Origin of the sequence: Microbacterium sp. TPU 3598, assembly GCF_002356155.1 — a bacterium.
GTDB lineage: Bacteria > Actinomycetota > Actinomycetes > Actinomycetales > Microbacteriaceae > Microbacterium > Microbacterium maritypicum_A.
The window spans coordinates 1,633,999-1,658,817 of sequence record NZ_AP017975.1 but is presented as its reverse complement, the minus strand read 5'-3'; the positions used below and the strand labels follow the sequence as shown (position 1 = coordinate 1,658,817).

Here is a 24,819-nt window from a genome sequence, read left to right as displayed (position 1 = left end):
TCACGATATCCCGGGCCGCCGACACGGAACCGACCCCCTAGGCGAGCTCGATGAGGTCCTGGTACTCCTGGCTCCAGATGTCCTCGACCCCGTCCGGCAGGATCAGCACACGTTCGGGGTTGAGTGACTGCACGGCACCGGGGTCGTGCGAGACGAGCACGACTGCGCCCTCGTAGTGCGCGAGCGCACCGAGGATCTCCTCGCGCGAGGCAGGATCGAGGTTGTTGGTCGGCTCATCGAGCAGCAGCAGGTTCGCCGACGACACGACCAGCGTCGCGAGCGACAGACGGGTCTTCTCACCACCGGAGAGGACGCCGGCGGGCTTGAGCACGTCGTCACCCGTGAACAGGAACGACCCGAGCACCTTGCGCGCTTCGGTCTCCGTGATGTGCGGAGCGGCCGAGACCATGTTCTCGAGCACCGAGCGATTCACATCGAGGTTCTCGTGCTCCTGCGCGTAGTAGCCGACCTTGAGGCCGTGCCCCGGCTCGAGCTGTCCCGTATCGGGCTGGTCGACGCCGGCGAGCATCCGCAGCAGTGTGGTCTTTCCTGCACCGTTGAGTCCGAGCACGACGACCTTCGAACCGCGATCGATCGCCAGGTCGACGTCGGTGAAGATCTCGAGCGAGCCGTACGACTTCGAGAGGCCGGAGGCCATCATCGGCGTCTTACCGCAAGGAGCGGGCTTCGGGAAGCGCAGCTTCGCCACCCGGTCCTCCTGACGCACCTCGTCCAGTCCGGCAAGCAGCTTCTCGGCGCGCGCGATCATCTGGTGCGCAGCAGCGGCCTTCGAAGCCTTCGCACCGAAGCGGGCGGCCTGCAGCTGCAGGGTCGTCGCCTTCTTCTCGGCGTTCGCGCGTTCCTTCTTGCGACGCTCCTCATCAGCCACCCGCTGACGCAGGTAGTTCTTCCAGTTCATGTTGTATGTGTCGATGATCTGGCGGTTCGCGTCGAGGTAGAACACCCGGTTGACGGTCTCGCCGACGAGCTCCACATCGTGACTGATCACGATCAGCCCGCCCTTGTAGCCCTTGAGGAACTCGCGCAACCACACGACGCTGTCGGCGTCGAGGTGGTTGGTCGGCTCGTCGAGGATCATCGTCTGCGCGTCGGAGAAGAGGATGCGCGCGAGTTCGATCCGACGGCGTTGACCGCCGGACAGCGTCGACAGCGGCTGGTCGAGGATACGGTCGGGAAGCGACAGGTTGTTGGCGATGGACGCGGCTTCGGCTTCGGCCGCGTAGCCGCCCTGCGCCTCGAACTGCTCGGTGAGTCGGGCGTAGCTCTTCATGGCCTTGTCGGCCACCGCGGGGTCGTCGGAACCCATGGCGAGGGCCGCCTCGGTCATGCCGAGGTTGAGCTGACCGAGCCCGCGGGCATCGAGGATGCGCGTACGCGCGAGGTCTTCGGGATTGCCCGAACGAGGGTCCTGCGGCAGGTAGCCGAGTTCCCCGGAGCGGGTGACGCTTCCGCCCGACGGGAGCACGTCACCGGCGAGCACCTTGGTGAGCGTGGTCTTCCCGGCCCCGTTGCGGCCGACGAGTCCGATCTTGTCTCCGTCGGCGACGCGGAACGAGACGTTCTCCATCAGCAGGCGCGCGCCAACGCGGATCTCGAGGTCGTGCACGGCAAGCACAGCGGACGTCCGTTCTTTCGGGGAGGTTGTCGGCCGATCGGCCAGCCTCCCAGTATAAGCGGCGTCGCCGGGAGTCGCGCTCAGCAAGATCACTCCGAAGGGTGAGGGTCCCGATACCCGAGAGGGATGCCCTGCTCGGGGTCCGCTGCATAACGTACGGGAGTGGACATCCTCAACGAGCTCATCATGCAGGCGATCGCCTCACCCTGGCTGTACCTGGTCCTGTTCGCCGTCACCGTCATCGACGGCTTCTTCCCCCCGGTTCCCAGCGAGACCGTGCTCGTCGCCGCGGCGGCGGTCACCGCCTCCACCGGCGAGGGAAACCTGGTGCTCCTCGGGCTCGTCGCCGCGATCGGTGCGGCGATCGGAGACAACGTCGCCTTCGTCATCGGGCGAGCGGTGGGCACGACGAGGTTCGCGTGGATGCGACGCCCCCGGGTGGCGGCGGCATTCGCTCACGCCCAGCGCGCACTCGACCGTCGGAGCGCGACGCTCATCCTCGGTGCCCGCTACATCCCGGTCGGTCGGGTCGCCGTCAACATGAGCGCGGGCGCTCTCCACTTCCCCTGGCGGCGCTTCCTCCCCTTGAGCCTCATCGCCGGGGTCAGCTGGAGCGTGTTCAGCCTCGCGATCGGTCTGCTCGCCGGCGCCTGGATCAAAGACCAGCCCCTGCTCAGCGCTGGGCTCGGCATCGTCATCGCCCTCGTCATCGGGTTCGTGATCGACCGGATCGCCGCGGCCCGTCGCCGCCGTGCGCCGGCGCCCCAGCTGGCAGGATGACAGTCATGGCACGACGCCGGGAGCGCACACCGCTCCGCCAACGGATCAACCGCCGCACCTCCGCCCTCGTGGCGCTGGGTGCGGCGGTCGTGGCGCTGTACGCGGTGCTCGTCCCGCTGCAGACCCTCCTGTACGGCACACCGCTGCCGCTGTCGTTCATCCTCGGAGCTGTGCTGTGCGCTTCGCCGCTCCTCGCGATCTCACGTCCTCGCTGGGCTCTCATCCTGTTCACGGCGAGTGCGTTCACCCTGCCGCTCACGGTCGTGCCGGAGCTGGCGATCCAGTCTCCCTGGCCGTGGTCCGTTCCGGCACTCCTCGTCTTCGTCCTCTTCGTCGGCGTCGTCACTTTCCTCCATGGGACGAGGATCGGGGCCTTCGCCCTGATCCTCGGGGCGATCGCCTCGCTTCTCGCCCCCGTGCTCCGGCCCGACATGGTCGCCCTCCCGGCGTCATCCGCCAGTGCGACCGCCGACCTGATCGTCACGACTGCAGTCGCCTCCGCGATGTTCCTCATCGCAGCGCTGATAGCCGGGCGGGTCCGCGTCGCCGCCGAGCTGACGCGCGAGAAGGAGCACAGCGCGCTCGAGGAGGCCAGGCGCGCGCTCGTCGAAGAGCGCACACGGATCGCCAGGGAGCTGCACGACGTCGTCGCCCACAGCATGTCGGTGATCCAGGTGCAGGCCTCGACGGCCAAGTATCGGATTCCCGAGCTCGGCACCGCCGCCATCACGGAGTTCGACGACATCGCCGCCACCGCCCGGACCTCGCTCACGGAGATGCGACGCATGCTCGGGGTGCTCCGCACCGAAGACCAGAGCGCCGAACTGGCCCCGCAGCAAGGCGTCGACGACATCCCCGCCCTTGTCGACAGCATCCGCCGCGCCGGTGTCGACGTCGGACTCGTCCTCGAAGGAACCGAAACCGCCTCCGCCACACCTGCTGTCCAGATCGCCGCGTTCCGCATCGTGCAGGAGGCACTGAGCAACGCCGTGCGACACGCACCCGGTGCGCGCATCGCCGTGCGCGTGCGCGCAGAGGCGCGCAGCATCCACATCCAGGTGCACAACGACGCACCGCCGCACCGAGCCGAGAGTCACGGCACCGGCTACGGGCTCCGGGGCATGCGGGAGCGCGCCGAGATCCTCGGCGGCAGTCTCTCCGCCGGCCCCGCGTCCGACGGAGGATGGGATGTCGACGCCGTCCTCCCCCTCGACGCCGCCCCGGCCGGCACGCTTTCATCCCCTTCCCCTGACAAGGAGAGCCTGTGACCATCAGCGTCCTCATCGCCGACGACCAGGCCATGGTTCGAGCGGGGTTCGCCGCGCTCCTCGACGCCCATGACGGCATCCATGTCACCGGGCAGGCGGCGAACGGTGCGGAAGCGGTCACCCTCGCCGCGCGTCTCGATCCCGATGTGATCCTCATGGATGTGCGCATGCCGGAGCTCGACGGGATCGAGGCGACGAGGCGCATCCTCGGCCCCTCCTATCCGGCCGCGCACGTACCTCGAATCCTGATGCTCACCACATTCGACATCGACGACTACGTGTACGACGCGCTCGAGGCCGGCGCCAGCGGCTTCCTGCTGAAGGATGCTCTACCGGAGGAGCTCGTGCACGCGGTTCGGGTCGTCGCGGACGGCGATGCGCTGCTCGCGCCCAGCGTGACGCGCCGCATGATCGAGCAGTTCGCCGGCCGCCGCCCCCGCGCACCGCGCTCGGCGACGGCTCTCGCCGAGCTCACGGATCGCGAGCGCGAGGTGCTCGTGCTCATCGGTCGAGGTCGTTCCAACACCGAGATCGCCGCCGATCTCTTCATCGCAGAGCAGACCGTCAAGACGCATGTCGGCAAGGTGCTCGCCAAACTGAGCCTGCGAGACCGCGTGCACGCCGTGATCCTCGCGTACGACACCGGACTCGTCGAACCGTCGTCCTGACTCACCCCGTCGTAGGGGGTCGTGACGGCACCCACGGGTGATGCCCTCGCCGGCACCACCTCCATAGTCTCCTGGAACACCGCTTCCGAGGAGGACTCATGGCCATCGTCCAGGCACCGCGCGCCGTCAGCACCACGGCTCCCCCACGCGCATCCCGCGACACCGGGATCGACTTCCTCCGGGCCCTCTGCGTCCTCGGGGTCGTGCTCCTGCACGCCATCATGGTCGGCGTCACCGTGACCGATTCCGGACCGGTCTTCGCCAATGCCAGCGACGGGACCGGATGGATCGCGCCGCTCAGCTGGTTCTTCCAGGTGATGCCCCTGTTCTTCGTCATCGGAGGGTTCTCGGGTCTGCTGGCCTACCGGCGGATGCATCAGCGCGGAGGCACGGCCATCGGCTTCGTCGCCGGCCGTGTGCATCGACTGCTGCGTCCGGCGATCTTCACGATCGCGGTCATCGCACTCGCACTCGCGCTGCTCACGGTCTTCGGCGTTCCCGCCGACCTCATCGCGACGGCGGGATTCCGATACGGGCAGCCGCTGTGGTTCCTGGGCGTCTTCCTGCTCTGTCAGGCTCTGCTCCCTCTTCTCGCCTCCGCCCATGAACGCGCACCGCTGCGCACGATCGGCGCGCTGGTGCTCGCCTCGATCACCGTCGACGTGCTGCGCACAGCCACCGGCATCGACGGGCTGGGGTTCCTGAACCTCGCTTTCGTGTGGATGACCCTCCAGCAGCTCGGGTTCTTCCTGGCCGACGGCAGCATCGACCGCCTCGCCAGGCGCGTACGCGCCACCGCCGGGATCACGGCCCTCCTTCTGCTCGTCGCGACCTTCGCCTTCGGCATCTACTCCCCCGACCTCATCGCGAACATCAACCCGCCGACCGCGGCGCTCCTCCTCGTCGGAATTGCGCACACCAGCCTGCTGTCACTGCACCGCGAGCGTCTCGAACGGTTCAGCCGTCGGCCGCGGGTCGCCGCGTTCACCGCCTTCGTGACGGTGCGCACCATGACGATCTACCTCTGGCACATGCCGGTACTGCTCCTGATGGCCGGTGTCACCGCAGTGTACGCACTCGTCGCCGGAGCCAGCCTGCCGGCGTTGGACAGCGCGGGATGGTGGGCCGGGCGTCCCCTCTGGCTGGCGACGGCTCTCGCTCTCACCGCTCTCGTCGCCGTCGCCTTCACGCGATTCGAGTCGCAGCCCGCGCCCTCGGCGACGACCTCGATGCACCGCATCGTCATCGGAACCTTGAGCGGTCTGGTCGGGATCGTGCTCCTTCTGGTGCTCGGCACCTCGGTATCGACCGCGCTGATCGCGATCGCGCTGATCGGCGCCGCGCTGCGACTCTCGTCGCTGTCGGCTTCTCAGCGACCGACACAGCGAGCACGAGTCGCAGTCAACGCGCCAGTGCCGGCCTGAGTCAGACGATGCCCCGGGCCGCCAGCGCTTCGCCGACGTCATCCGCGTGCCGCAATGCGAGCACCAGCAGCGGCACGACGATGCGGATCCCCAGGCGCACATCGCGGGCCTGCTCGGCTTCGCGCACGCGTGCGGCGAACCCGGCGATCACCGGGACTGTCGTGAGGGTGAGCGATATCGTCAGCGCCACCGCCTCCGGATCGACCCCCATGCTGCGAAGCGGACGGAGGAGACGATGGAGCACCGCGAGAAGGTCCGACATCCGAGTGGTCAGGGTCAGCAGGCTCGCCAGGAGGAGCACCGCCACGACCCTCCCTGTGCTGATCCACGCGGCGACGGGCGACACGAAGATGAGCAGCGCCGCGGCGAGGACGAGGACGATCCAGCGCAGACGCCAGGCCTCCGTGACGAGCACACGGAACGGCAGTCCGCTCAGGCCGTACAGCCCCACGACGATCGCGAGCGAGACGCCGATGCTCAGCGAGTCGTGCGGATACAGCGAGAGCACGAGGGCGCCGACAGCCAGGGCCGCGAGTTTGAACCCTGCCGGCGCTCGATGGATGAGCCCCGTTCCCGGACGGTAGAGCGGGATCATGCGCACGCCCGCCGGTAGGCGTCGATCACGCGCGCCGGCTCACCGGAGGCGGCGATCCTCCCGTCCTCGAAGAGCAGCGCGGCGTCGCAGCGGGCAGCGAGGTCGAGGTCGTGCGTGACCACCACCACCTGCGCCTGCTGTGCGAGCAGGAGGTCGCCGATGCGGCGGGCGTTCCGTAGATCCAGCAGCGTAGTCGGCTCGTCGGCGACGATCACGCGCGGTTGCGCGATGAGCACCGACGCCAGCGCGAGCATCTGCTTCTGCCCACCGGACAGCATCGATGCCGGGACCTCGGCGTGCGCGCCCAGTCCGTTCGTCTCGAGGGTCTCCTGGACGCGCGCGGCCACTTCCGCCTTCGGGCGACCGCGCAACGACAGCGCGAGATCCTCGGCCGGTGTCGGCATGAGGATCTGCGCATCCGGATTGGTGAAGACGAAACCCACGAGGCGGCGCACCGCTGCACGCTCCTGCACGGTGTCATGTCCGTGCACACGCACGGTGCCGCTGTGGGGTGTGACGAGTCCGTTCAGCAGCCTCGCGAACGTCGACTTCCCCGAACCGTTCGCCCCGATCACGGCGATCGTGGAAGCCGTGAGCTCGACGCTGATGTCATGCAGCACCGAACGTCCGTCGAGTTGCACCGACACCCGCTCGAGCGTGATCGGAGCCCCGGCGACCTGAGGGCACCCCGTCATCTGATCTCCCCGTCACGGTACTGAACACTGTTCACCTGAACGTCGTTCACTATAATCGGAGCATGAGTCCCGAGCACAATCCGGCACGTCACGACCGCGACAGCGTGACCAGGCGCGCTCTCGCCCTGCTCGACGAGGTGGGACTCGCCGATCTCTCGATGCGGCGCATCGCCGCCGGGCTCGACGTGCAACCCAGCGCGCTCTACTGGCACTTCGCGAGCAAGCAGGAGCTGCTGGCCGAACTCGCCGACCGGATCACCGCGTCGATCCCTCCCGGGAGCACCGACGTCCTCACGACCGCGCGCGGCATCCGCGACGCACTCTTCGCCTACCGTGACGGCGCCGAACTGGTTCTCAGCACCTATGCGCTCCAACTCGGCTCGTCGCAGGCGCAGACCGCGCTGACCGATGCGCTCCGCGCGCAGGGAGCCCCCGATGCGGATGACCGTGGAGCCGCGATCCTGCATTTCGTGCTCGGACACGCAACGCTCGTCCAACAGCGCATGCACGCCGACAGCCACGGCGCTCTGCCCGACGCCGGCGCTCTCGACGTCACCGCCGGACTCGATGGCGTGTTCGACCTCGGGGTCACCGCCCTCGCGGGAACCCTCAGCGCGCCGGCGACTCCGCCGCGTGCCCGAGCCTGAGCCCGGGCACGACAGCCAATGCGACGAGAGCGATACAGAACGCGAAGACCGCGCTGAACGCCCCGGCCTCGCCGCCGAGCGTCGCGACACCGAGACCGGCGAGTGCGATGGCGACGGCCGATCCGGCCGCGTCCGAAATCGACAACGCGGAGGAGTTGAACCCCTGATTGGTCTCGTCCGAGTAGGCCAGGGTCAGGACGGTGAGGCGTGGATAGAGCAGTCCCATCCCGCCGCCGGCGAATGCCCAGCCCACCACCACGACGGTCGCCGAGACGTCGAACACGGCGGCGGTGAGCACGCACAGCATCGCGACCAGGAGTGACCCCAGGCTGATCGTCGTGATGCGGTGATTGCCGAGTCTCTCGCCGAACCGTCCCTGCAGGGCCGAGGCCCCCGCCCACGCGAGGGCCGCGAGCATGAGGGCGACGCCCGCCCAGGTCGCGCTGAAGTCGAACTTCTTCATCAGCAGATAGGGGATGTAGGCCTCCGCAGCGAAGAAGGCTCCCGCCACGATTCCTCGCATGAGCACCACGCTGGGAAGCCCCAGCCCTGCCCGCAAGGTACGCCGCGGGAGCAGTGGCAGCACGGCGAAACCGATCGCCAGCACGGCGCCGAGCGCCACCGGCCATCTGATCGAGGGGGTCATCTCGGCGGAGAAGCCGACGACGACGGCGAGGACCGCGACGACGACCGCGAGCAACAGGCGGACGATGAGCGTACGGCGATCCTGCGGCTCGCCACGCCCGAGGTCGACCCCACGGAGGCGGACGGCGATCATCAGGAACGCCGCAGCGGTGAGCACGGCCACGCCCAGGAAGGCCCAGCGCCAATCGAGATACTCGGCGACGGCGCCCGCCAGAAACGGACCGACCATGGACGGCACGACCCACGCCGCGGCGAAGGCGGCGAAGATCCGACCGTGCAGATGGGGCGGATACAAGCGTGCGACCACGACGTACAGTGCGACCGTCTGCCCTCCCGTCCCGAGCCCCTGGACGAGGCGTCCGACCAGGAACTGATGCATCGTGACGGCGAAGCCCGAGAGGAGCAGGCCGATGATGAAGAGCGTCACCGCGACGTAGAGGGCGCCGCGGGGGCCGCGGGCATCTGACCAGGCTCCGGTCGCGACCATGCCGATCACGCTCGTCGCGAGGGTTCCCGCGAAGGCCACGGCGAACAAGGCCTCACCATCGAGAGCCTCGCTGACGATCGGCATCACCGTCGTGACGGCCAGAGCCTCGATCGCCGCGAGGAAGATCAGCGCGACCGCGCCGAGAGTCACCCAGATCCGTTGGCGGTCCCAGATCGTCGCGGCGTCGGCGGCGGTCATCGGCCGACGAGCGACGCGATGCGCTCGATGGCCTCGGTGAGGATCTCGGGGCTGGTGCCGAAGTTCAGTCGCACGTGGCCCGCGCCCTCCGCGCCGAACGACGACCCGAAGTGCAGGGCGACCTTGGCGTCCTTGAGGATGCGCCGAGCGGGATTGTCGCCCCACTCCAGTGCGGAGAGATCTATCCAGGCGAGGTAGCCCGCATCGGGGATGCGGTAGCGCGCGCCGGGAAGACGGGCGGCGAGAAGATCTTCGAGCAGCACGCGGTTCTCGTCGAGAGTGCGCAGCAGACCGTCGAGCCACTCATCGCTCTCCTCCGAGAACGCCGCGACGGCCGCGAGCAGCCCGAACTGCCCCGTTCGCCATTCGACCTCGACCGGAAGACCTCGGACGACGGCGCTGGTCGCGTCGTCGGCCGTGACCATGAGGGCGCACTTGAGCCCGGCGAGGTTGAACGCCTTGCTGGCGCTCACGACGGCGTAGCCCACCCGCTGCGCGGAGTCGCTCACGGACAGGAAAGGGGTGAACCCCGTGCCCGGTTGGGCGAGCGGAGCATGGATCTCGTCCGAGACGACCGCGACGCCGTACTCGTCGGCCAGCTCCGCCAGCGCAGCGAGACTGTCCCGATCGTGCACCGTGCCGGTGGGGTTGTGCGGGTTGCAGAGCAGGATCGCCGTCGCACCGTCGTCGAACGCCGCGCGGATCCCGTCGATGTCGAGCTCCCAGCCGGTGCCGGTGTCGCGAAGCGGTACCCGTTCGACCTCTGCACCGGCCTCGGCGACCAGATCATAGAAGGGCGGGTACACGGGCGGCGTCACGACGATCCGCTCCCCCGGCTGCGTCACGCGACGCAGGATCTCCACGATCCCCATGCTCACGTCAGCCGTGCTGCGCATCCGGGCCGGGTCAGGGTCCCACCCGTAGCGTCGGCTCGCGAAGGCCGCGAACGACTCCGCGAGCGGCGTGCGCGAGGCGACATACCCTGTGTCACCGATCTCCACCGCACGCTGCAACGCCGTCGAGATGGCCGGAGCCAACGGGAAATCGGTCTCTGCGACGAACAGCGGCAAGACGTCGGCGGGGTACTCCCGCCACTTCTCGCTGCTGCGCTCGCGGAGTTCCGCAAGAGGCAGGGCCTTCACCTGAAGCATTGGTTCTCCCGAGGTTCCGACACGCGCCGTCGCGGTGCCATCCGATCCGACGCGCGCCGATGATGCCTTCCGGCAATGCTCCTGCGGGGTCAGATAGCGAAGCCGAGGGCGCGCATCATGTCGCGTCCGTCATCCGTGATCCGCTCCGGGCCCCACGGCGGCATCCAGACCCAATTGATCCGGAAGCGATCGACGACGCTGTCCAGAGCCTGGGCGGTCTGGTCCTCGAGGACGTCCGTGAGCGGGCAGCCGGCGCTGGTCAGCGTCATGTGGATGACGAGAGCATCGTTCTCGTCATCCCAGGCGAGGTCGTAGATGAGGCCGAGGTCGACGACGTTGATCCCGAGCTCGGGGTCCATGACGTCTTTGAGAGCCTCGGTGACCGCGTCGTACTTCTCGTCCGTGAGGGTCGCTGTCATGCGATCAGCCTACGCCTCGATGGGGGCTGCAGGGTCGAGGAAACGGTCGTATCCCTCGTTCTCCAGCCGGTCCGCGAGCTCGGGGCCACCCTCTTCGACGATCTTGCCCGCGACCACCACGTGGACGAAGTCGGGCCGGATGTAGCGGAGGATACGGGTGTAGTGCGTGATCAGCAGCACGCCGAGCCCGGTGGACTCCTTCGCACGGTTGACGCCCTCGGAGACGATCTTGAGCGCGTCGACGTCGAGGCCGGAGTCGGTCTCGTCGAGGATCGCGAACTTCGGCTTCAGCACCTCGAGCTGCAGGATCTCGTGACGCTTCTTCTCGCCACCGGAGAAGCCCTCGTTGACGTTGCGCTGCGCGAACTTCGGGTCCATGCGCAGGTTCGACATGGCCGCCTTGACGTCCTTGGTCCAGCCGCGGATCGCCGGCGCTTCGCCGTCGAGTGCCGTCTTGGCCGTGCGCAGGAAGTTCGTCACCGTGACGCCGGGGATCTCGACCGGGTACTGCATCGCGAGGAAGAGGCCGGCGCGGGCCCGCTCGTCGACGCTCATCTCCAGGACATCCTGGCCGTCGAACGTGATCGAACCGGAGGTCACCGTGTACTTGGGGTGCCCGGCGATCGTGTAGGCCAGCGTCGACTTGCCAGAGCCGTTGGGGCCCATGATGGCGTGGGTCTCACCCGTGTTCATGGTGAGGTTGATTCCGTTGAGGATCGGGGTGGTCCCCGCATCGGTCTCGACCGTCACATGCAGGTCGCGGATCTCGAGAACAGACATTCTTCAGACTTCCTTAATCACAGTCGGATCGATGAGCACGTCGTCGCCGTCGATCTGGACGACGTAGACGGGGACGGGCTCATATGCGGGGAGATTCTGGGGCTTGCCGGTGAGCAGCGAGAAGGCGGAGCCATGGGCCCAGCACTCCACGGTGTCACCCTCGACGAAGCCCTCGGACAACGAGATGTCGCCGTGGGTGCAGGTGTCGCCGATGGCGTGGATGACGCCCTCGCCGTCTTTGATCACCGTGATGGGGACGCCGCCCGGGTCCACGCGCAGCGGCATGTCCTGTTCGAGGTCGGCGACGCCGCAGACGCGCTCGGCGGTCATGCGCTCACCTCGGCGAGCTCCGTCTCGATCGCTGCCAGCAGTTCGGTCTCGAGGGCAGGGATGCCGAGGCGCTGCACGATGTCGGTGAGGAACCCGAGCACGACCAGACGTCGCGCCTCCTCCTCGGTGATGCCGCGAGCCTGCAGGTAGAACAGCTGCTCGTCGTCGAACCGACCGGTGGCACTCGCGTGTCCGGCACCGAGGATGTCACCGGTCTCGATCTCGAGGTTCGGGATGGAGTCGGCACGCGCACCCTCCGTCAGCACCAGGTTGCGGTTCGCCTCGTAGGAGTCGGTTCCGGTCGCGTCGGCGCCGATCAACACGTCGCCGATCCACACGCTGTGCGCGCCCTCACCCTGCAGCGCGCCCTTGTAGAGGACATCGCCCTTGGTGTGGGGTCCCTTGTGATGCAGGTAGACCTGACTCTCGAGGTGCTGCCCGGCATCCGCGTACGAGAGCCCGTACAGGTACCCCTCGGACCCGGCGCCCGTCAGCTCGACGCTCGGGTTGACGCGGACCACTCCGCCGCCGAAGCTGATCACGAAATGCCGGAGAGTCGCGTCTGCTCCGACCGTCGCCTGGTGAGCGGACGCGTGAACCGCGTCGTCTTCCCAGCGCTGGAGACTGACGACGGTGAGCTTGGCTCCGTCGCGCACGATGATCTCGACGTTCTGCGCATACTGCGCGGAACCGGAGTGCGCGAGCACGATGGTGCCGCGCGAATGCGGGAGAGCTTCGATGAGGATCTGTCCGAAAGCGCGCTTGTCTGCACCCTTCCCCTCGACGGGGACGATGATCGGCTCGTCGAGTTCGGCCTCGGCAGGGATCTGGATGTGCAGACCGCGGGGGCTGTGCTTCCACGCGAGGGCGCTCGGCAGATCCTCGGGGCGGAAGAACTCGCCGTACGGGCCCTTCTCGTCCGCAGACGGCTCGAGGAACGCTTCGGCCGCGCCGAGACCATAGGTCACCGCGTCCTCGTCTCCCTGCTCGTCGGTGAAGAGTCCGCTGAACTTCGCGACCGGCGTGTGCTTCCAGTTGACCTCGCGCCCGGTCGGGGCGCCGAAATCAGCGGGGTCGAAGGAGTGCGGGCGCTCCGAGCGGGTCTGCACGGGGACGAATCCCGCGGCGGCGACCTGTGCCGCCGGATCGATGTGCGCGCTCGCGGGCGCGTCGGTGTTCTGCGCCTCGGCGGGCGCTGTCGTCGAGGCCGTCACTAGCCGACCGATCCTTCCATGCCCATCTCGATGAGCTTGTTCAGTTCCATCGCGTACTCCATGGGAAGCTCCCGTGCGATCGGCTCGATGAAGCCGCGCACGATCATCGCCATCGCCTCGTCCTCGGGCATGCCGCGGGACTGCAGGTAGAACAGCTGCTCCTCGCTCACCTTCGAGACCGTGGCCTCATGGCCGAGCTGCACGTCGTCGACGCGGATGTCGATGGCCGGGTAGGTGTCGGAGCGGGACTTGGTGTCCACGAGCAAAGCGTCGCAGCGCACCGTGTTGGCGGAGTGGTGCGCCGCTGCGTCGACGCGCACCTCGCCGCGATATCCGGCACGTCCGCCACCACGAGCGATCGACTTCGAGACGATCGACGACTGCGTGTAGGGCGCCATGTGGATCATCTTGGCGCCGGCATCCTGGTGCTGACCGGGACCGGCGAAGGCGACGGACAGGGTCTCGCCCTTGGCGTGCTCGCCCATCAGATAGATCGACGGGTACTTCATCGTGACCTTGGAGCCGATGTTGCCGTCGACCCACTCCATGGTCGCGCCCTCGTACGCCACGGCGCGCTTGGTGACCAGGTTGTAGACGTTGTTCGACCAGTTCTGGATCGTCGTGTACCGAACGCGGGCGTTCTTCTTCACGATGATCTCGACGACGGCCGAGTGCAGGGAGTCCGACTTGTAGATCGGAGCCGTGCAGCCCTCGATGTAGTGGACATAGCTGTCCTCGTCGGCGATGATGAGCGTCCGCTCGAACTGCCCCATGTTCTCGGTGTTGATGCGGAAGTAGGCCTGCAGCGGGATCTCGACGTGCACGCCCTTCGGGACGTACACGAACGAACCGCCAGACCACACGGCGGTGTTCAGCGCAGCGAACTTGTTGTCGCCTGCGGGGATGACGGTGCCGAAGTACTCCTCGAAGAACTCGGGGTGCTCGCGCAGTGCCGTGTCGGTGTCCATGAAGATGACGCCCTGGGCTTCGAGGTCTTCGCGGATCTGGTGGTAGACGACCTCGGACTCGTACTGAGCCGCGACGCCGGCCACGAGGCGCTGACGCTCGGCCTCGGGGATGCCGAGGCGCTCATAGGTCTCGCGGATCTCGGCGGGAAGGTCTTCCCACGTCTGCGCCTGCTTCTCGGTGGAGCGGACGAAGTACTTGATGTTGTCGAAGTCGATCTCGCTGAGGTCTGCACCCCAGGTCGGCATCGGCTTGCGCCCGAAGAGCTGGTACCCCTTGAGACGGGTCTTCAGCATCCATTCGGGCTCATTCTTGAGGCTCGAGATCCCACGGACGACGTCTTCGGAGATGCCGCGTTTCGCGATGGCACCCGCAGCATCCTCATCGTGCCAGCCGAATTCGTACACCCCCAGACCGTCAAGCTCCGGGCGGTCGATCAGCACATCCGACATCCAACACTCTCCTCACAGGTCCCAAACGGTGTCATCCGCCCCGACACACCTGATCCCCGTCGAGTCTGCGGGAGCGGGTGCCGTTGGTGGGCCCTCATCACCGGCGCTTCCATCGCGCCTAAACTGTTGACGATGCTTCAGCGCTGTCAGCGCTCATCGCAACAATCCGATTCTACAGGTTCCGCCTGACAGACGGGCCATGCCCGCCGCGTCCCGTGCGGTCCGGAGGACTTATGCCCGAGACGATGATCCCCGCCAGCTCGACGACGCCGGCGGTCCCCGCCCGTTCCTCGTCCTGGGGGCGCGCGTTGACGGTCTTCGCGTGGTTGTCGTTCATCAGCGAGACCATCATCATCGGCACCGGCGGCGCCGTCCGTCTCACCGGATCGGGCCTGGGATGCTCGGACTGGCCCCTGTGCACGCCGGACTCACTGGTGCCGATCCTCGAGGTGCAGGGCATCCACGGGATCATCGAGTTCGGCAACCGTCTGATGACCGGCGTGGTCGGGATCATCGCGCTGGTCGTGGTGCTGCTGGTGCTGCGTCTGTTCAGCGGGAAGCGCGGCCTCGTCAACGCGCTCTGGTTCGCGGCCGGCGGCCTCGTCGCCGCGGGTGTCGCCTACGCCATCGCCGCTCCGTTCCACATCCCCGCCTTCCCGATCGCCTCCGGTGTCCTGCTCATCGCGGTCATCGCCGCGGCTGTCCGATCCGTGCGCACGACTCCCGCGAGACGGGACCTCGTCCTGCTCGCCTGGCTCACGCTGATCGGCGTGGTCGCGCAGGCGCTCGTCGGCGGCATCACGGTCCTCACCGGACTCAACCCGTTCATCGTGGGCTTCCACTACACCTCGTCGCTGCTGCTCGTGTGCATCACCGCGGCCTTCCTCGTGCGGTTGAAGACCTCCCCCGGACCGCGCGAGCGTGCGGTGCCCTCCTGGTTCGCCGTCGTCACGCACGTGACCGGCCTGGCTCTGGCCGTCACGATCGTCTTCGGCGTGCTGACCACCGGTTCCGGCCCGCACTCGGGCGACGCCGATGTGCTGCGTCACGGGTTCGACGCGACCGTGCTGGCACACGTGCACTCGTGGCCGGGCTACATCCTGGCGGCGCTAGTGCTGTTCCTCACGGTCGCGGCGTGGGTGCTGCGACTCGAGCCGCGCCGGTGGCTGCTCGTCCTCGTCCTCGCGATCCTCGTGCAGGTCGGCGTCGGCGTCTGGCAGGCCAGAGAGGGCCTCCCGCCTCTCCTCGTCGGCATCCACATGGTCTTGGCCTCGCTCTCCGCCGCGACCTACACCGTGGTCGTGCTGCACCTCAAGCGCACGGCCGCAGCCGCGGACTGACCCCGCACAGGCGATCCACAGGCGGCGCATCGTCGACTCATCAGGATGTCGGCGATGATGGTCCGCATGAACAAGTCACTCACACGAAGCATCGGATTCTGGCTCCTCCTGGTCGTGTCCCTCGCCACGACGGCGGTCGGCGCCTGGCTGATCTCCGGTCAGATCGGCACGATGACGACCACGCTGCTCGATGGCACCGCCACCGGCGTCGAGGTATACGTCGGTCAGTCGCTCGTCGTGGTGGGTGCCGGCGTGCTCGCAGCCGGAATCGTCGGCATCCTGCTGACCCTCGGACTCGTCGCTGCACGTTCACTCGTCCCCACGCCCGCCCCGGCCGTCGTCGAAGCGATCGACTGGACCGTCGAGACCGACGAGACGCCCGCCCCTGTCGCGGTCGCCCCTTCGGTCGGCACCACGCCGCCGACCGACGCCACTCCTGTGTCCGAGGACGTGGCGACCGACGCCGTTCCCGAGACCGCGGCCACGAACGACACGGCCACGAACGACACCGCCACGAATGACGCGGCCACGAACGGCGCGCCCGCGACCGACGCCGAGCCGGACAGCACTCCGCCGATCACCCGCTGATCGTCGGAACGGATGACGACGGAGCGGCGCCGAGGAATTCCTCGGCGCCGCTCCGTCGTCTCAGACGTAACCCGGGTCAGAACGGCAGCAGCGGGTCGACCGCAACCGCCACGAAGATCAGCGTGAGGTAAGTGATCGACGCGTGGAAGACACGCATCGGACGCGGTTCGGTTCCGTGGACCGCACGGTTGTAGAGGCGGTGCGACTCGTAGATGAACCATCCGCCGAACACCGTCGCAGACACGGTGTACACCAGCCCCATGTTCGCGATCGGGATGAGGAGAAGCGAGCAGGCGACGGTGGCCCACGCGTAGAGGATGACCTGGAGGCCGACCTGCGAGGCGTTGCGCGTGACGCCCAGCATCGGAACGTCGACGTCTTCGTAGTCGTCCTTGTACTTCATCGACAGCGGCCAGTAGTGCGGCGGCGTCCACAGGAAGACGAGGAGGAACAGGATGAACGCCGGCCAGTCGAGCGAACCGGTGACCGCGGACCATCCGATGAGCACCGGGAAGCAACCGGCGATCCCGCCCCAGATGATGTTCTGCTCGGTGCGGCGCTTGAGGATCATCGTGTAGATCACGACGTAGAAGAAGATGGCCGTCGCCGAGAGGGCCGCCGTGAGCCAGTTCGTCGTGACGAGGAGCCAGACGGTCGAGGCGACGGCGAGTGTCCACGAGAAGATCAGGGCGCCGCGCGGGCTGACCTCGCCGGTCACCAGCGGGCGGTTCTCGGTGCGGTGCATGTGCGCATCGATGTCGCGGTCGAGGTACATGTTGAAGGACGCCGCGGAACCGGCGCTCAGCGAGCCGCCGATGACGGTGGCCAGCACGAGCCACAGGTTCGGGAGTCCGCCCTGCGCCAGGAACATCACCGGCACGGTCGACACGAGCAGCAGCTCGAGGACACGCGGCTTGGTCAGCGTGACGTAGGCCTTCACCGTGCGACCGATGGACGACTTCCTCACGGTCTGATCAGACATCGTCGAGATCTCGATCGCCTCCTCCGCACGTGTGACCGGACAACCTGTCCAGTGTATGACACGGGATGACGTGTTCCGGCTCGCGGGCCCGCGTAGCGCAAGGCACGTCACCGCTATGCTGAAAACACTCGCGCGCCCGGCGATGTGCACACTTCTCCGTGATGATGCGGATGCGCCAGGGAATACGGGCGCCCTCGAAACTGTCGGAAAGGGCATGAACGTGTCGGAATTGCAGTGGGATGAGATCGATCGACGCGCGGTGGACACCGCTCGAATCCTGGCGGCCGATGCCGTGGAGAAGGTCGGTAACGGTCACCCCGGCACAGCCATGAGCCTCGCTCCGGCCGCGTATCTCCTCTACCAGCGGGTGCTGCGTCACGACCCGACCGATGTCGACTGGCTCGGTCGCGACCGGTTCATCCTTTCGGCCGGGCACTCCTCCCTCACCCAGTACGTCGAGCTGTACCTCGGCGGCTTCGGTCTCGAGCTGGACGACCTCAAGGCGCTGCGCACCTGGGGCTCGCTGACGCCGGGCCACCCGGAGTACGGCCACACCAAGGGTGTGGAGATCACCACCGGCCCCCTCGGCCAGGGCCTCGCATCGGCCGTGGGCTTCGCGTACGCCGCCCGGTACGAGCGCGGTCTCTTCGACCCCGAGGCTGCGGCCGGCACGAGCCCCTTCGACCACTTCGTGTACGTGATCGCCGGTGACGGCGACCTGCAGGAGGGCGTGACCAGCGAGGCCTCCTCGCTCGCGGGCCACCAGCAGCTCGGCAACCTGATCGCGATCTACGACTCCAACCAGATCTCCATCGAGGACGACACGAACGTCGCCTTCACCGAAGACGTCGCGAAGCGCTACGAGTCCTACGGCTGGCAGGTGCAGGTCGTGGACTGGAAGAAGACCGGCGAATACGTCGAAGACGTCGCCGAGCTGTTCGCTGCGATCGAAGCCGCCAAGGGCGAGACCTCGAAGCCGTCGCTGATCATCCTCAAGACCATCATCGGCTGGCCGTCGCCTGGCAAGCAGAACTCCGGCAAGATCCACGGCTCCGCTCTCGGCGCCGACGAGCTCGCCGCGACCAAGAAGGTGCTCGGCTTCGACCCCGAGCAGAACTTCGTGGTCGCTGATGACGTGCTCGCACACACCCGTGGACTCGCAGCTCGCGCCGCCGATGTCCGTGCCGCCTGGCAGGAGTCGTTCGATGCCTGGGCCGCCGCGAACCCCGAGAAGAAGGCCCTGCTCGACCGCCTGGAGGCGCACCAGCTGCCCGGCGACATCACGAGCGCGCTGCCCGTCTTCGAAGCCGGCAAGGAGGTGTCGACCCGCGCCGCGTCCGGCCAGGTCATCAACGCCCTCGCTGCCGAGCTCCCCGAGCTGTGGGGCGGTTCGGCCGACCTCGCCGAGTCGAACCTCACCACGATCAAGGGCGTGCCCTCGTTCATCCCGGCGGAGTGGTCGACCCACGAGTGGTCGGGCAACCCCTACGGTCGAGTGCTCCACTTCGGCATCCGCGAGCACGCCATGGGCGCGATCATCAACGGCATCGTGCTCCACGGCCCGACGCGCGCCTTCGGCGGGACCTTCCTGATCTTCAGCGACTACATGCGCCCGCCCGTGCGTCTCGCGGCGCTCATGAACGTGCCCAGCATCTTCGTCTGGACCCACGACTCGGTCGCCCTCGGCGAAGACGGTCCGACCCACCAGCCCGTCGAGCAGCTCGCGACGCTCCGCGCGATCCCGAACTTCACGGTCGTGCGCCCCGCGGACGCGAACGAGACGGCAGCGACGTGGCTGGAGATCCTCCGCCGCCACGAAGGACCCGCCGGCATCGCCCTGACTCGCCAGAACATCCCGGTGTTCGAACGCGGCGAGGGCGCAGCCTCCGGCGACACCTTCGCGTCGGCCGACAACGCCGCCAAGGGCGCCTACGTCCTCGCCGAGGCCCCCAACGGCACCCCGGACGTCATCATCGTGGCCACCGGCTCGGAGGTGCAGCTCGCGGTGAACGCCCGCGAGGCACTCGCCGCGGAAGGCGTGAACGTGCGGGTCGTCTCCGCTCCGTCGTTGGAGTGGTTCGACGAGCAGGATGCGGAGTACCGCGAGAGCGTGCTTCCCGCCTCCGTCACCGCCCGTGTCTCGGTCGAGGCGGGATCCGTGCTCAGCTGGCGCGGCATCGTCGGCGACCGCGGCCGTTCGGTCGGCATCGACCACTTCGGCGCCTCCGCCGACTACAAGACCCTCTTCGAGAAGTTCGGCATCACCACCGAGGCCGTCATCGCGGCCGCCCGCGAGACCATCGCGGCCAACAGCACCAAGGAGAACGCATGAGCACCCCCACCGCACAGCTCGCCGCCGCCGGCGTCAGCATCTGGCTCGACGACCTCTCCCGCACGCGCATCTCCTCGGGTAACCTCGCCGACCTGATCTCGTCGCGCAACGTCGTGGGCGTGACGACCAACCCGACGATCTTCGCGAACGCGATCACCGACAAGAACGACACGTCGTACGACGCTCAGGTCACCGAGCTCGCCGCCTCCGGCGCCACTGCGGAGGAAGCGGTCTTCGCCGCGACCACCCAGGACGTCGCTGCCGCCCTCGACGTGTTCCGCCCGGTCTGGGAGGCATCGAACCACGTCGACGGCCGCGTCTCCATCGAGGTCTCCCCCGACCTGGCGCATGACACCGCCGGCACCGTGGCACAGGCCAAGGAGCTGTGGGCCAAGGTCGACCGCCCGAACCTGCTCGTCAAGATCCCGGCGACCAAGGCCGGTCTCCCCGCCATCGCCGAGGCGATCGGGGCGGGCATCAGCGTCAACGTCACGCTGATCTTCAGCCTGGAGCGCTACGCCGAGGTCATCGAGGCATACCTGACCGGCCTCGAGACCGCCAAGGCCGCGGGCATCGATCTGTCGACGATCCACTCCGTCGCCTCGTTCTTCGTGTCGCGCGTCGACACCGAGACCGACAAGCGCCTCACCGCGATCGGCACGGAGGCTGCAAAGGCCCTCAAGAGCAAGGCTGGGCTCGCCAACGCACGCCTCGCCTACGAGTTGTTCGAGAAGTCGTTCGCCGGCGAGCGTGCCACGGCTCTCCTCGACGCGGGCGCGAACCTGCAGCGTCCGCTGTGGGCGTCCACCGGCGTCAAGGACCCGGCCCTGCCCGACACGCTCTACGTCACCGAGCTCGTCGCCCAGGGTGTCGTCAACACGATGCCCGAGAAGACGCTCGAGGCCACGTTCGACCACGGTGTCGTCACGGGCGACACCATCACCGGTGGCTACGAAGAGGCCCGCGCCGTGTTCGCCGGGCTCGCCGAGGTCGGCATCGACTTCGCCGATGTCACCCAGGTGCTGGAAGACGAGGGTGTATCGAAGTTCATCGACTCGTGGCACGATCTGCTGACGCAGGTCGCCGAAGGACTGGAGTCGCAGCGATGACGTTCTCGATCCACACATCCGGCGCGCCCCGCGCCGCGATCGATGAGACGGTACCCAGCCTCGTCCATGATCTGATCGCCTCGCGCATCACCGGCGGAGACGCGACTCTCTGGGGCCCCGCGGCCGAAGCCGAGGCCTCCGTGCGCCTCGGATGGGTGGAGGCCGTCTCGGTCTCCCGTCCGCTCGTCGCCGAGATCGTCGCCCTGCGCGCCGATCTCGAGGCCAAGGGCGTCACCCGCGTCGTGCTGGCGGGCATGGGCGGTTCGTCGCTCGCGCCCGAGGTCATCGCGCAGACCGCGGGCGTCCCCCTCACGATCCTCGACTCCACGGCTCCGGGACAGGTGCTCGCCGCTCTCGACGAGGGCCTCGCCGACACCGTGCTCGTCGTCTCGTCGAAGTCCGGCTCCACGGTCGAGACCGACTCGCAGCGGCGCACGTTCGAGGCGGCGTTCCGCGACCTCGGCATCGACCCCGTCGAGCGCATCGTGGTCGTCACCGATCCCGGCTCACCGCTCGACGCCTCGGCTCGCGAGGCGGGTTACCGCGTCTTCAACGCGGACCCGAACGTCGGCGGACGCTACTCGGCGCTCACCGCCTTCGGCCTGGTGCCGTCCGGGCTCGCGGGAGTCGACATCGATGAGCTGCTGAACGAGGCCGAGGCCTCGCTGCTCGAGGTCGCCGTCGACTCGGCCGAGAATCCCGCCCTGCGCCTGGGCGCGGCGATCGCCGCGACGAACCCCCGCCGCGACAAGCTCGGGCTGATCACCGACGGCACGCACATCAAGGGTCTCCCGGACTGGATCGAGCAGCTCATCGCCGAATCCACCGGCAAGGAAGGCACGGGCATCCTCCCGGTCGTCCTGCTCCCGGTCTCCCCCGAGCTCGATCCCGTGCCCGCCGACCTGCAGATCGTCCGACTGGTCGATGACGCCAACGAGTTCCACCTGCACGAGCGTCACGAGGGCGAGATCCTCGTCAGCGGAACGCTGGGCGCGCAGCTGATCGTGTGGGAATACGCCACGGCGATCGCGGGACATCTGCTGCGCATCAACCCGTTCGACCAGCCCGACGTCGAGTCGGCCAAGGTCGCTGCTCGCGGCCTCCTCGACGCGCGTCCGGAGCCGACCGCTCCCGCATTCGTCGAGAACGGCGTCGAGGTCCGCGTGTCGGATCCGGCTCTCGCCGTGTCCGGCAACGTCGAGGGCGTGCTCGATGCTCTCTGGGCCCAGCTTCCGGCAGACGGCTACGTGTCGATCCAGGCCTACGTCAACCGTCTCGAGGTGCCGCAGCTCCAGGGCCTGCGCGAGCTGGTCGCGGCAGACTCCGGAAGACCCACCACGTTCGGATGGGGGCCGCGGTTCCTGCACTCGACCGGCCAGTATCACAAGGGCGGCCCCGCGCAGGGCGTGTTCCTGCAGATCCTGGAGCGCACCGAGGTCGACCTCGAGATCCCGGACCGTCCCTTCACCTTCGGGCAGCTCATCCAGGCCCAGGCCGCCGGTGACGCTGCTGTGCTCGCCGAGCACGGCCGCCCCGTCGTCACGCTGACGATCACGGAGTCCTCCGACGACGTGCTCGCCCTCTTCGAAGCCGCACAGAAGTAACAGCAGGAGAATCCCCCACCGATGTCTGTTCCCATCTCGCGCGGGCACAACCCGCTGCGTGACCCCGATGACCGCCGTCTCAACAGGATCGCCGGGCCCAGCGCCCTGGTGATCTTCGGCGTCACCGGAGACCTGTCACGCAAGAAGCTGATGCCCGCGGTCTACGACCTCGCGAACCGCGGCCTTCTCCCTCCCGGGTTCGCCCTGGTCGGATTCGCCCGCCGAGACTGGGAGGACCAGGATTTCGCGCAGGTCGTCTACGATGCGGTCAAGGAGCACGCTCGCACGCCGTTCCGTGAGGAGACGTGGACCCAGCTGCTGCAGGGCATCCGGTTCGTCTCGGGTGAGTTCGACAATCCGGACTCGTTCCGCAAGCTCCGCGAGACCATCGAGAAGCTCGATGTCGAACGCGGGACGATGGGCAACCATGCGTTCTACCTGTCGATCCCGCCCAAGGACTTCCCGCTGGTCGCCAAGCAGCTGAAGGACTCCGGCCTCGTCGGCGAGAACAGCGACGACGACGAGCGCTGGCGCCGTGTCGTGATCGAGAAGCCCTTCGGGCACGACCTCGAATCGGCGCGCGCACTCAACGCCGCGCTCGAGGTGGCCTTCCCGGCCGACTCGATCTTCCGCATCGATCACTACCTCGGCAAGGAGACGGTCCAGAACATCCTGGCGCTGCGCTTCGCGAACGAGCTGTACGAGCCGATCTGGAACCGCAACTACGTCGACCACGTGCAGATCACCATGGCCGAGGACATCGGTGTGGGTGGACGCGCGGGCTACTACGACGGCATCGGCGCGGCACGCGACGTGATCCAGAATCACCTTCTGCAGCTGCTGGCCCTCACCGCGATGGAAGAGCCGATCAGTCTCTCGGCGGAGCACCTGCGCGCCGAGAAGGAGAAGGTCCTCGCCGCAGTCCACGTTCCGGACGACCTCTCCCTCGCGACCGCGCGCGGTCAGTACGCGGGTGGGTGGCAGGGCGGCGAGAAGGTCACCGGTTTCCTGGAAGAGGAGGGGATGAACCCCGAGTCGACCACGGAGACGTATGCCGCGATCAAGCTCGAGATCGATACGCGCCGCTGGGCGGACGTGCCGTTCTATCTGCGCACGGGCAAGCGCCTCGGACGGCGCGTGACCGAGATCGCCGTCGTCTTCAAGCGCGCACCGCAGCACCTCTTCGGGCGCGGCAACGCCTCGGAGCTCGGACAGAACGCTCTGGTCATCCGCGTGCAGCCGGATGAGGGCGTGACGATCCGCTTCGGCTCCAAGGTGCCGGGCAACGGCACGAACGTGCGCGACGTGACCATGGACTTCGGATACGGTCACGCCTTCACCGAGGCGAGCCCCGAGGCCTACGAACGCCTGATCCTCGACGTCCTCCTGGGCGATCCGCCGCTGTTCCCGCGGCACGAGGAGGTCGAGCTCTCCTGGAAGATCCTCGACCCCGTGGAGAAGTACTGGGCAGCCGAGGGCGGTCCGGTCGAGCAGTACGCGCCCGGCTCGTGGGGACCGGCATCCGCCGACGACCTGCTGGCCCGCGATGGACGAGTCTGGAGACGCCCGTGATCATCGACCTTCCCGACACCACCGTCAGCCAGGTCGCGAAGCAGCTGGTCAAGGTGCGCGAAGAGGGCGGCGCCGTTGCCCTCGGGCGTGTGCTCACCCTTGTGATCGCCGCACGCAACGGCGTCGCCGAAGCGGCGATCGACGCGGCGAACGACGCCTCACGAGAGCACCCGATGCGCGTGATCGTGATCACGACGGGCGAGGGCGACTCTCGTCTCGACGCGCAGATCCGCGTCGGCGGAGACGCCGGCGCCAGCGAGGTCGTGGTCCTCCGCGCCTTCGGGGACGCCGCCAGCAACGAGGAGAGCCTGATCACCGGACTCCTGCTGCCGGATGCTCCCGTGGTCGCCTGGTGGCCCGAAGCCGCCCCCGTGGCACCCGCCCAGTCACCGCTGGGCAAGATCGCCCAGCGCCGCATCACCGATGCCGCGACGGCGACCGACGTCCGCGACCGGCTCGCCCTGCTCGGCGAGACCCACGCCCCTGGCGACACCGATCTGGCGTGGACCCGTCTGACCCATTGGCGCGAACAGCTCGCGGCCGTGCTCGACCAGCCGCCGTACGAGCCGATCACCGGCGTCGAGGTGCGCGGAGCCGCGGCATCGCCGTCGACCGCTCTGCTGGCCGCCTGGCTGCAGATGGCCCTCGACGTTCCGGTGCGCTGGTCGTACGAAGACCCCGAGCACTGGGCGGAGGGCATCAAATCGGTGCGCCTGACGCGCGAGTCCGGGGACATCCTCCTGGAGCGTCCGACTCCCGGCGTGGCCGTGCTCACGCAGCCCGGGCAGCCGAACCACGATCTGCACCTGCCGCGACGCACTCTTCGCGAGTGCCTGGCGGAGGAGCTGCGTCGACTCGACCCCGACGTCCTGTACGGTCGAGTCATCACCGAGGGCTGGGAGAAGTTGGGTCCGCCCGAGACAGGAGAGTGACGTCG

At 68.1% G+C, this 24,819-nt stretch carries 23 protein-coding genes; 12 read left to right on the top strand and 11 right to left on the bottom strand.

Annotation, left to right across the window (positions count from 1 at the left end):
* Positions 1 to 37: 37 nt before the first annotated feature.
* The gene (locus MST3598_RS07840) at positions 38 to 1,636 is read right to left on the bottom strand and encodes an ABC-F family ATP-binding cassette domain-containing protein (RefSeq protein WP_029260249.1); all 1,599 of its coding nucleotides are present in this window, start codon (positions 1,634 to 1,636) and stop codon (positions 38 to 40) included.
* Between the two features lie 162 nt (positions 1,637 to 1,798).
* Between MST3598_RS07840 and MST3598_RS07835 the strand changes: the two genes are divergently transcribed.
* The 4 genes from MST3598_RS07835 to MST3598_RS07820 all read left to right on the top strand — a co-directional run bounded on the left by MST3598_RS07835 (position 1,799) and on the right by MST3598_RS07820 (position 5,776).
* On the top strand, positions 1,799 to 2,416 hold the full coding sequence (locus MST3598_RS07835) for a DedA family protein (protein ID WP_029260248.1): 618 nt from the start codon (positions 1,799 to 1,801) through the stop codon (positions 2,414 to 2,416).
* Positions 2,417 to 2,421: 5 nt separating this feature from the next.
* A complete protein-coding gene (locus MST3598_RS07830) occupies positions 2,422 to 3,684 on the top strand; it encodes a sensor histidine kinase (protein ID WP_036271808.1) in 1,263 nt (420 codons plus the stop codon).
* A complete protein-coding gene (locus MST3598_RS07825) occupies positions 3,681 to 4,352 on the top strand; it encodes a response regulator (protein ID WP_029260246.1) in 672 nt (223 codons plus the stop codon). Before MST3598_RS07830 ends, MST3598_RS07825 begins: the two co-directional genes overlap by 4 nt.
* A 98-nt stretch (positions 4,353 to 4,450) precedes the next feature.
* A complete protein-coding gene (locus MST3598_RS07820) occupies positions 4,451 to 5,776 on the top strand; it encodes an acyltransferase family protein (protein ID WP_029260245.1) in 1,326 nt (441 codons plus the stop codon).
* 1 nt (position 5,777) lies between these two features.
* Here the strand turns inward: MST3598_RS07820 and MST3598_RS07815 are convergent, their stop codons facing one another.
* Together MST3598_RS07815 and MST3598_RS07810 are read right to left on the bottom strand one after the other, a co-directional pair.
* A complete protein-coding gene (locus MST3598_RS07815; protein WP_029260244.1) occupies positions 5,778 to 6,371 on the bottom strand; it encodes a CbiQ family ECF transporter T component in 594 nt (197 codons plus the stop codon).
* Positions 6,368 to 7,066 carry an energy-coupling factor ABC transporter ATP-binding protein gene (locus tag MST3598_RS07810; protein WP_029260243.1) on the bottom strand — a complete coding sequence of 233 codons (699 nt, stop codon included), beginning with the start codon at positions 7,064 to 7,066 and terminating at the stop codon, positions 6,368 to 6,370. The genes MST3598_RS07815 and MST3598_RS07810 overlap by 4 nt, the downstream gene beginning before the upstream one ends.
* Positions 7,067 to 7,128: 62 nt before the next feature.
* Here MST3598_RS07810 and MST3598_RS07805 point away from each other — a divergent pair, with 62 nt between their 5' ends.
* Positions 7,129 to 7,713, top strand: a complete 585-nt coding sequence (locus tag MST3598_RS07805) for a TetR family transcriptional regulator (RefSeq protein WP_029260242.1) — start codon at positions 7,129 to 7,131, stop codon at positions 7,711 to 7,713.
* Here MST3598_RS07805 and MST3598_RS07800 read toward each other — a convergent pair.
* The 7 genes from MST3598_RS07800 to sufB all read right to left on the bottom strand — a co-directional run bounded on the left by MST3598_RS07800 (position 7,676) and on the right by sufB (position 14,355).
* Complete coding sequence (locus MST3598_RS07800; RefSeq protein ID WP_029260241.1) at positions 7,676 to 9,043, bottom strand: MFS transporter; 1,368 nt, start codon at positions 9,041 to 9,043, stop codon at positions 7,676 to 7,678. The genes MST3598_RS07805 and MST3598_RS07800 overlap by 38 nt on opposite strands.
* On the bottom strand, positions 9,040 to 10,194 hold the full coding sequence (locus tag MST3598_RS07795) for a MalY/PatB family protein (protein WP_029260240.1): 1,155 nt from the start codon (positions 10,192 to 10,194) through the stop codon (positions 9,040 to 9,042). Before MST3598_RS07795 ends, MST3598_RS07800 begins: the two co-directional genes overlap by 4 nt.
* An 89-nt stretch (positions 10,195 to 10,283) precedes the next feature.
* On the bottom strand, positions 10,284 to 10,613 hold the full coding sequence (locus MST3598_RS07790; protein WP_021200756.1) for a metal-sulfur cluster assembly factor: 330 nt from the start codon (positions 10,611 to 10,613) through the stop codon (positions 10,284 to 10,286).
* Positions 10,614 to 10,622: 9 nt separating this feature from the next.
* Complete coding sequence (gene sufC / locus MST3598_RS07785; protein WP_021200757.1) at positions 10,623 to 11,393, bottom strand: Fe-S cluster assembly ATPase SufC; 771 nt, start codon at positions 11,391 to 11,393, stop codon at positions 10,623 to 10,625.
* Between the two features lie 3 nt (positions 11,394 to 11,396).
* Positions 11,397 to 11,723: a non-heme iron oxygenase ferredoxin subunit gene (locus MST3598_RS07780; RefSeq protein ID WP_017830403.1), complete on the bottom strand. Its 327-nt coding sequence runs from the start codon at positions 11,721 to 11,723 to the stop codon at positions 11,397 to 11,399.
* Entirely contained in the window at positions 11,720 to 12,937 is a 1,218-nt protein-coding gene (gene sufD / locus MST3598_RS07775) for a Fe-S cluster assembly protein SufD (RefSeq protein ID WP_029260239.1), read from the bottom strand. Before sufD ends, MST3598_RS07780 begins: the two co-directional genes overlap by 4 nt.
* Complete coding sequence (gene sufB, locus MST3598_RS07770; protein ID WP_021200759.1) at positions 12,937 to 14,355, bottom strand: Fe-S cluster assembly protein SufB; 1,419 nt, start codon at positions 14,353 to 14,355, stop codon at positions 12,937 to 12,939. The genes sufD and sufB overlap by 1 nt, the downstream gene beginning before the upstream one ends.
* A 233-nt stretch (positions 14,356 to 14,588) precedes the next feature.
* On the opposite strand from sufB, the gene MST3598_RS07765 reads away from it, so the two are divergent.
* Together MST3598_RS07765 and MST3598_RS07760 are read left to right on the top strand one after the other, a co-directional pair.
* A complete protein-coding gene (locus MST3598_RS07765; RefSeq protein WP_021200760.1) occupies positions 14,589 to 15,695 on the top strand; it encodes a COX15/CtaA family protein in 1,107 nt (368 codons plus the stop codon).
* Between the two features lie 66 nt (positions 15,696 to 15,761).
* Positions 15,762 to 16,283: a hypothetical protein gene (locus tag MST3598_RS07760; protein ID WP_029260237.1), complete on the top strand. Its 522-nt coding sequence runs from the start codon at positions 15,762 to 15,764 to the stop codon at positions 16,281 to 16,283.
* Between the two features lie 76 nt (positions 16,284 to 16,359).
* Here the strand turns inward: MST3598_RS07760 and MST3598_RS07755 are convergent, their stop codons facing one another.
* Positions 16,360 to 17,265, bottom strand: coding sequence for a heme o synthase (locus tag MST3598_RS07755; RefSeq protein WP_021200762.1), 906 nt, complete (start codon positions 17,263 to 17,265; stop codon positions 16,360 to 16,362).
* 220 nt (positions 17,266 to 17,485) lie between these two features.
* Here MST3598_RS07755 and tkt point away from each other — a divergent pair, with 220 nt between their 5' ends.
* The 5 genes from tkt to MST3598_RS07730 are packed head-to-tail and all read left to right on the top strand — an operon-like array spanning position 17,486 to position 24,814.
* A complete protein-coding gene (gene tkt, locus MST3598_RS07750; protein ID WP_029260236.1) occupies positions 17,486 to 19,597 on the top strand; it encodes a transketolase in 2,112 nt (703 codons plus the stop codon).
* On the top strand, positions 19,594 to 20,706 hold the full coding sequence (tal, locus tag MST3598_RS07745; protein ID WP_029260235.1) for a transaldolase: 1,113 nt from the start codon (positions 19,594 to 19,596) through the stop codon (positions 20,704 to 20,706). The genes tkt and tal overlap by 4 nt, the downstream gene beginning before the upstream one ends.
* On the top strand, positions 20,703 to 22,310 hold the full coding sequence (locus MST3598_RS07740; protein WP_021200765.1) for a glucose-6-phosphate isomerase: 1,608 nt from the start codon (positions 20,703 to 20,705) through the stop codon (positions 22,308 to 22,310). Before tal ends, MST3598_RS07740 begins: the two co-directional genes overlap by 4 nt.
* A 21-nt stretch (positions 22,311 to 22,331) precedes the next feature.
* On the top strand, positions 22,332 to 23,882 hold the full coding sequence (gene zwf, locus MST3598_RS07735; protein WP_021200766.1) for a glucose-6-phosphate dehydrogenase: 1,551 nt from the start codon (positions 22,332 to 22,334) through the stop codon (positions 23,880 to 23,882).
* Positions 23,879 to 24,814, top strand: a complete 936-nt coding sequence (locus tag MST3598_RS07730; protein WP_029260234.1) for a glucose-6-phosphate dehydrogenase assembly protein OpcA — start codon at positions 23,879 to 23,881, stop codon at positions 24,812 to 24,814. Before zwf ends, MST3598_RS07730 begins: the two co-directional genes overlap by 4 nt.
* Positions 24,815 to 24,819 lie beyond the last annotated feature (5 nt).

What these genes read in the sequence shown, in the direction of transcription:
- MST3598_RS07830 (WP_036271808.1), top strand. Translation starts at nt 2,422, where the DNA reads ATGGCACGACGCCGGGAGCGCACACCGCTCCGCCAACGGATCAACCGC.
- MST3598_RS07820 (WP_029260245.1), top strand. Translation starts at nt 4,451, where the DNA reads ATGGCCATCGTCCAGGCACCGCGCGCCGTCAGCACCACGGCTCCCCCA.
- MST3598_RS07815 (WP_029260244.1), bottom strand. Translation starts at nt 6,371, where the DNA reads ATGATCCCGCTCTACCGTCCGGGAACGGGGCTCATCCATCGAGCGCCG.
- MST3598_RS07810 (WP_029260243.1), bottom strand. Translation starts at nt 7,066, where the DNA reads ATGACGGGGTGCCCTCAGGTCGCCGGGGCTCCGATCACGCTCGAGCGG.
- MST3598_RS07805 (WP_029260242.1), top strand. Translation starts at nt 7,129, where the DNA reads ATGAGTCCCGAGCACAATCCGGCACGTCACGACCGCGACAGCGTGACC.
- MST3598_RS07800 (WP_029260241.1), bottom strand. Translation starts at nt 9,043, where the DNA reads ATGACCGCCGCCGACGCCGCGACGATCTGGGACCGCCAACGGATCTGG.
- MST3598_RS07795 (WP_029260240.1), bottom strand. Translation starts at nt 10,194, where the DNA reads ATGCTTCAGGTGAAGGCCCTGCCTCTTGCGGAACTCCGCGAGCGCAGC.
- MST3598_RS07790 (WP_021200756.1), bottom strand. Translation starts at nt 10,613, where the DNA reads ATGACAGCGACCCTCACGGACGAGAAGTACGACGCGGTCACCGAGGCT.
- sufC (WP_021200757.1), bottom strand. Translation starts at nt 11,393, where the DNA reads ATGTCTGTTCTCGAGATCCGCGACCTGCATGTGACGGTCGAGACCGAT.
- MST3598_RS07780 (WP_017830403.1), bottom strand. Translation starts at nt 11,723, where the DNA reads ATGACCGCCGAGCGCGTCTGCGGCGTCGCCGACCTCGAACAGGACATG.
- sufB (WP_021200759.1), bottom strand. Translation starts at nt 14,355, where the DNA reads ATGTCGGATGTGCTGATCGACCGCCCGGAGCTTGACGGTCTGGGGGTG.
- MST3598_RS07765 (WP_021200760.1), top strand. Translation starts at nt 14,589, where the DNA reads ATGCCCGAGACGATGATCCCCGCCAGCTCGACGACGCCGGCGGTCCCC.
- MST3598_RS07760 (WP_029260237.1), top strand. Translation starts at nt 15,762, where the DNA reads ATGAACAAGTCACTCACACGAAGCATCGGATTCTGGCTCCTCCTGGTC.
- MST3598_RS07755 (WP_021200762.1), bottom strand. Translation starts at nt 17,265, where the DNA reads ATGTCTGATCAGACCGTGAGGAAGTCGTCCATCGGTCGCACGGTGAAG.
- tal (WP_029260235.1), top strand. Translation starts at nt 19,594, where the DNA reads ATGAGCACCCCCACCGCACAGCTCGCCGCCGCCGGCGTCAGCATCTGG.
- MST3598_RS07740 (WP_021200765.1), top strand. Translation starts at nt 20,703, where the DNA reads ATGACGTTCTCGATCCACACATCCGGCGCGCCCCGCGCCGCGATCGAT.
- zwf (WP_021200766.1), top strand. Translation starts at nt 22,332, where the DNA reads ATGTCTGTTCCCATCTCGCGCGGGCACAACCCGCTGCGTGACCCCGAT.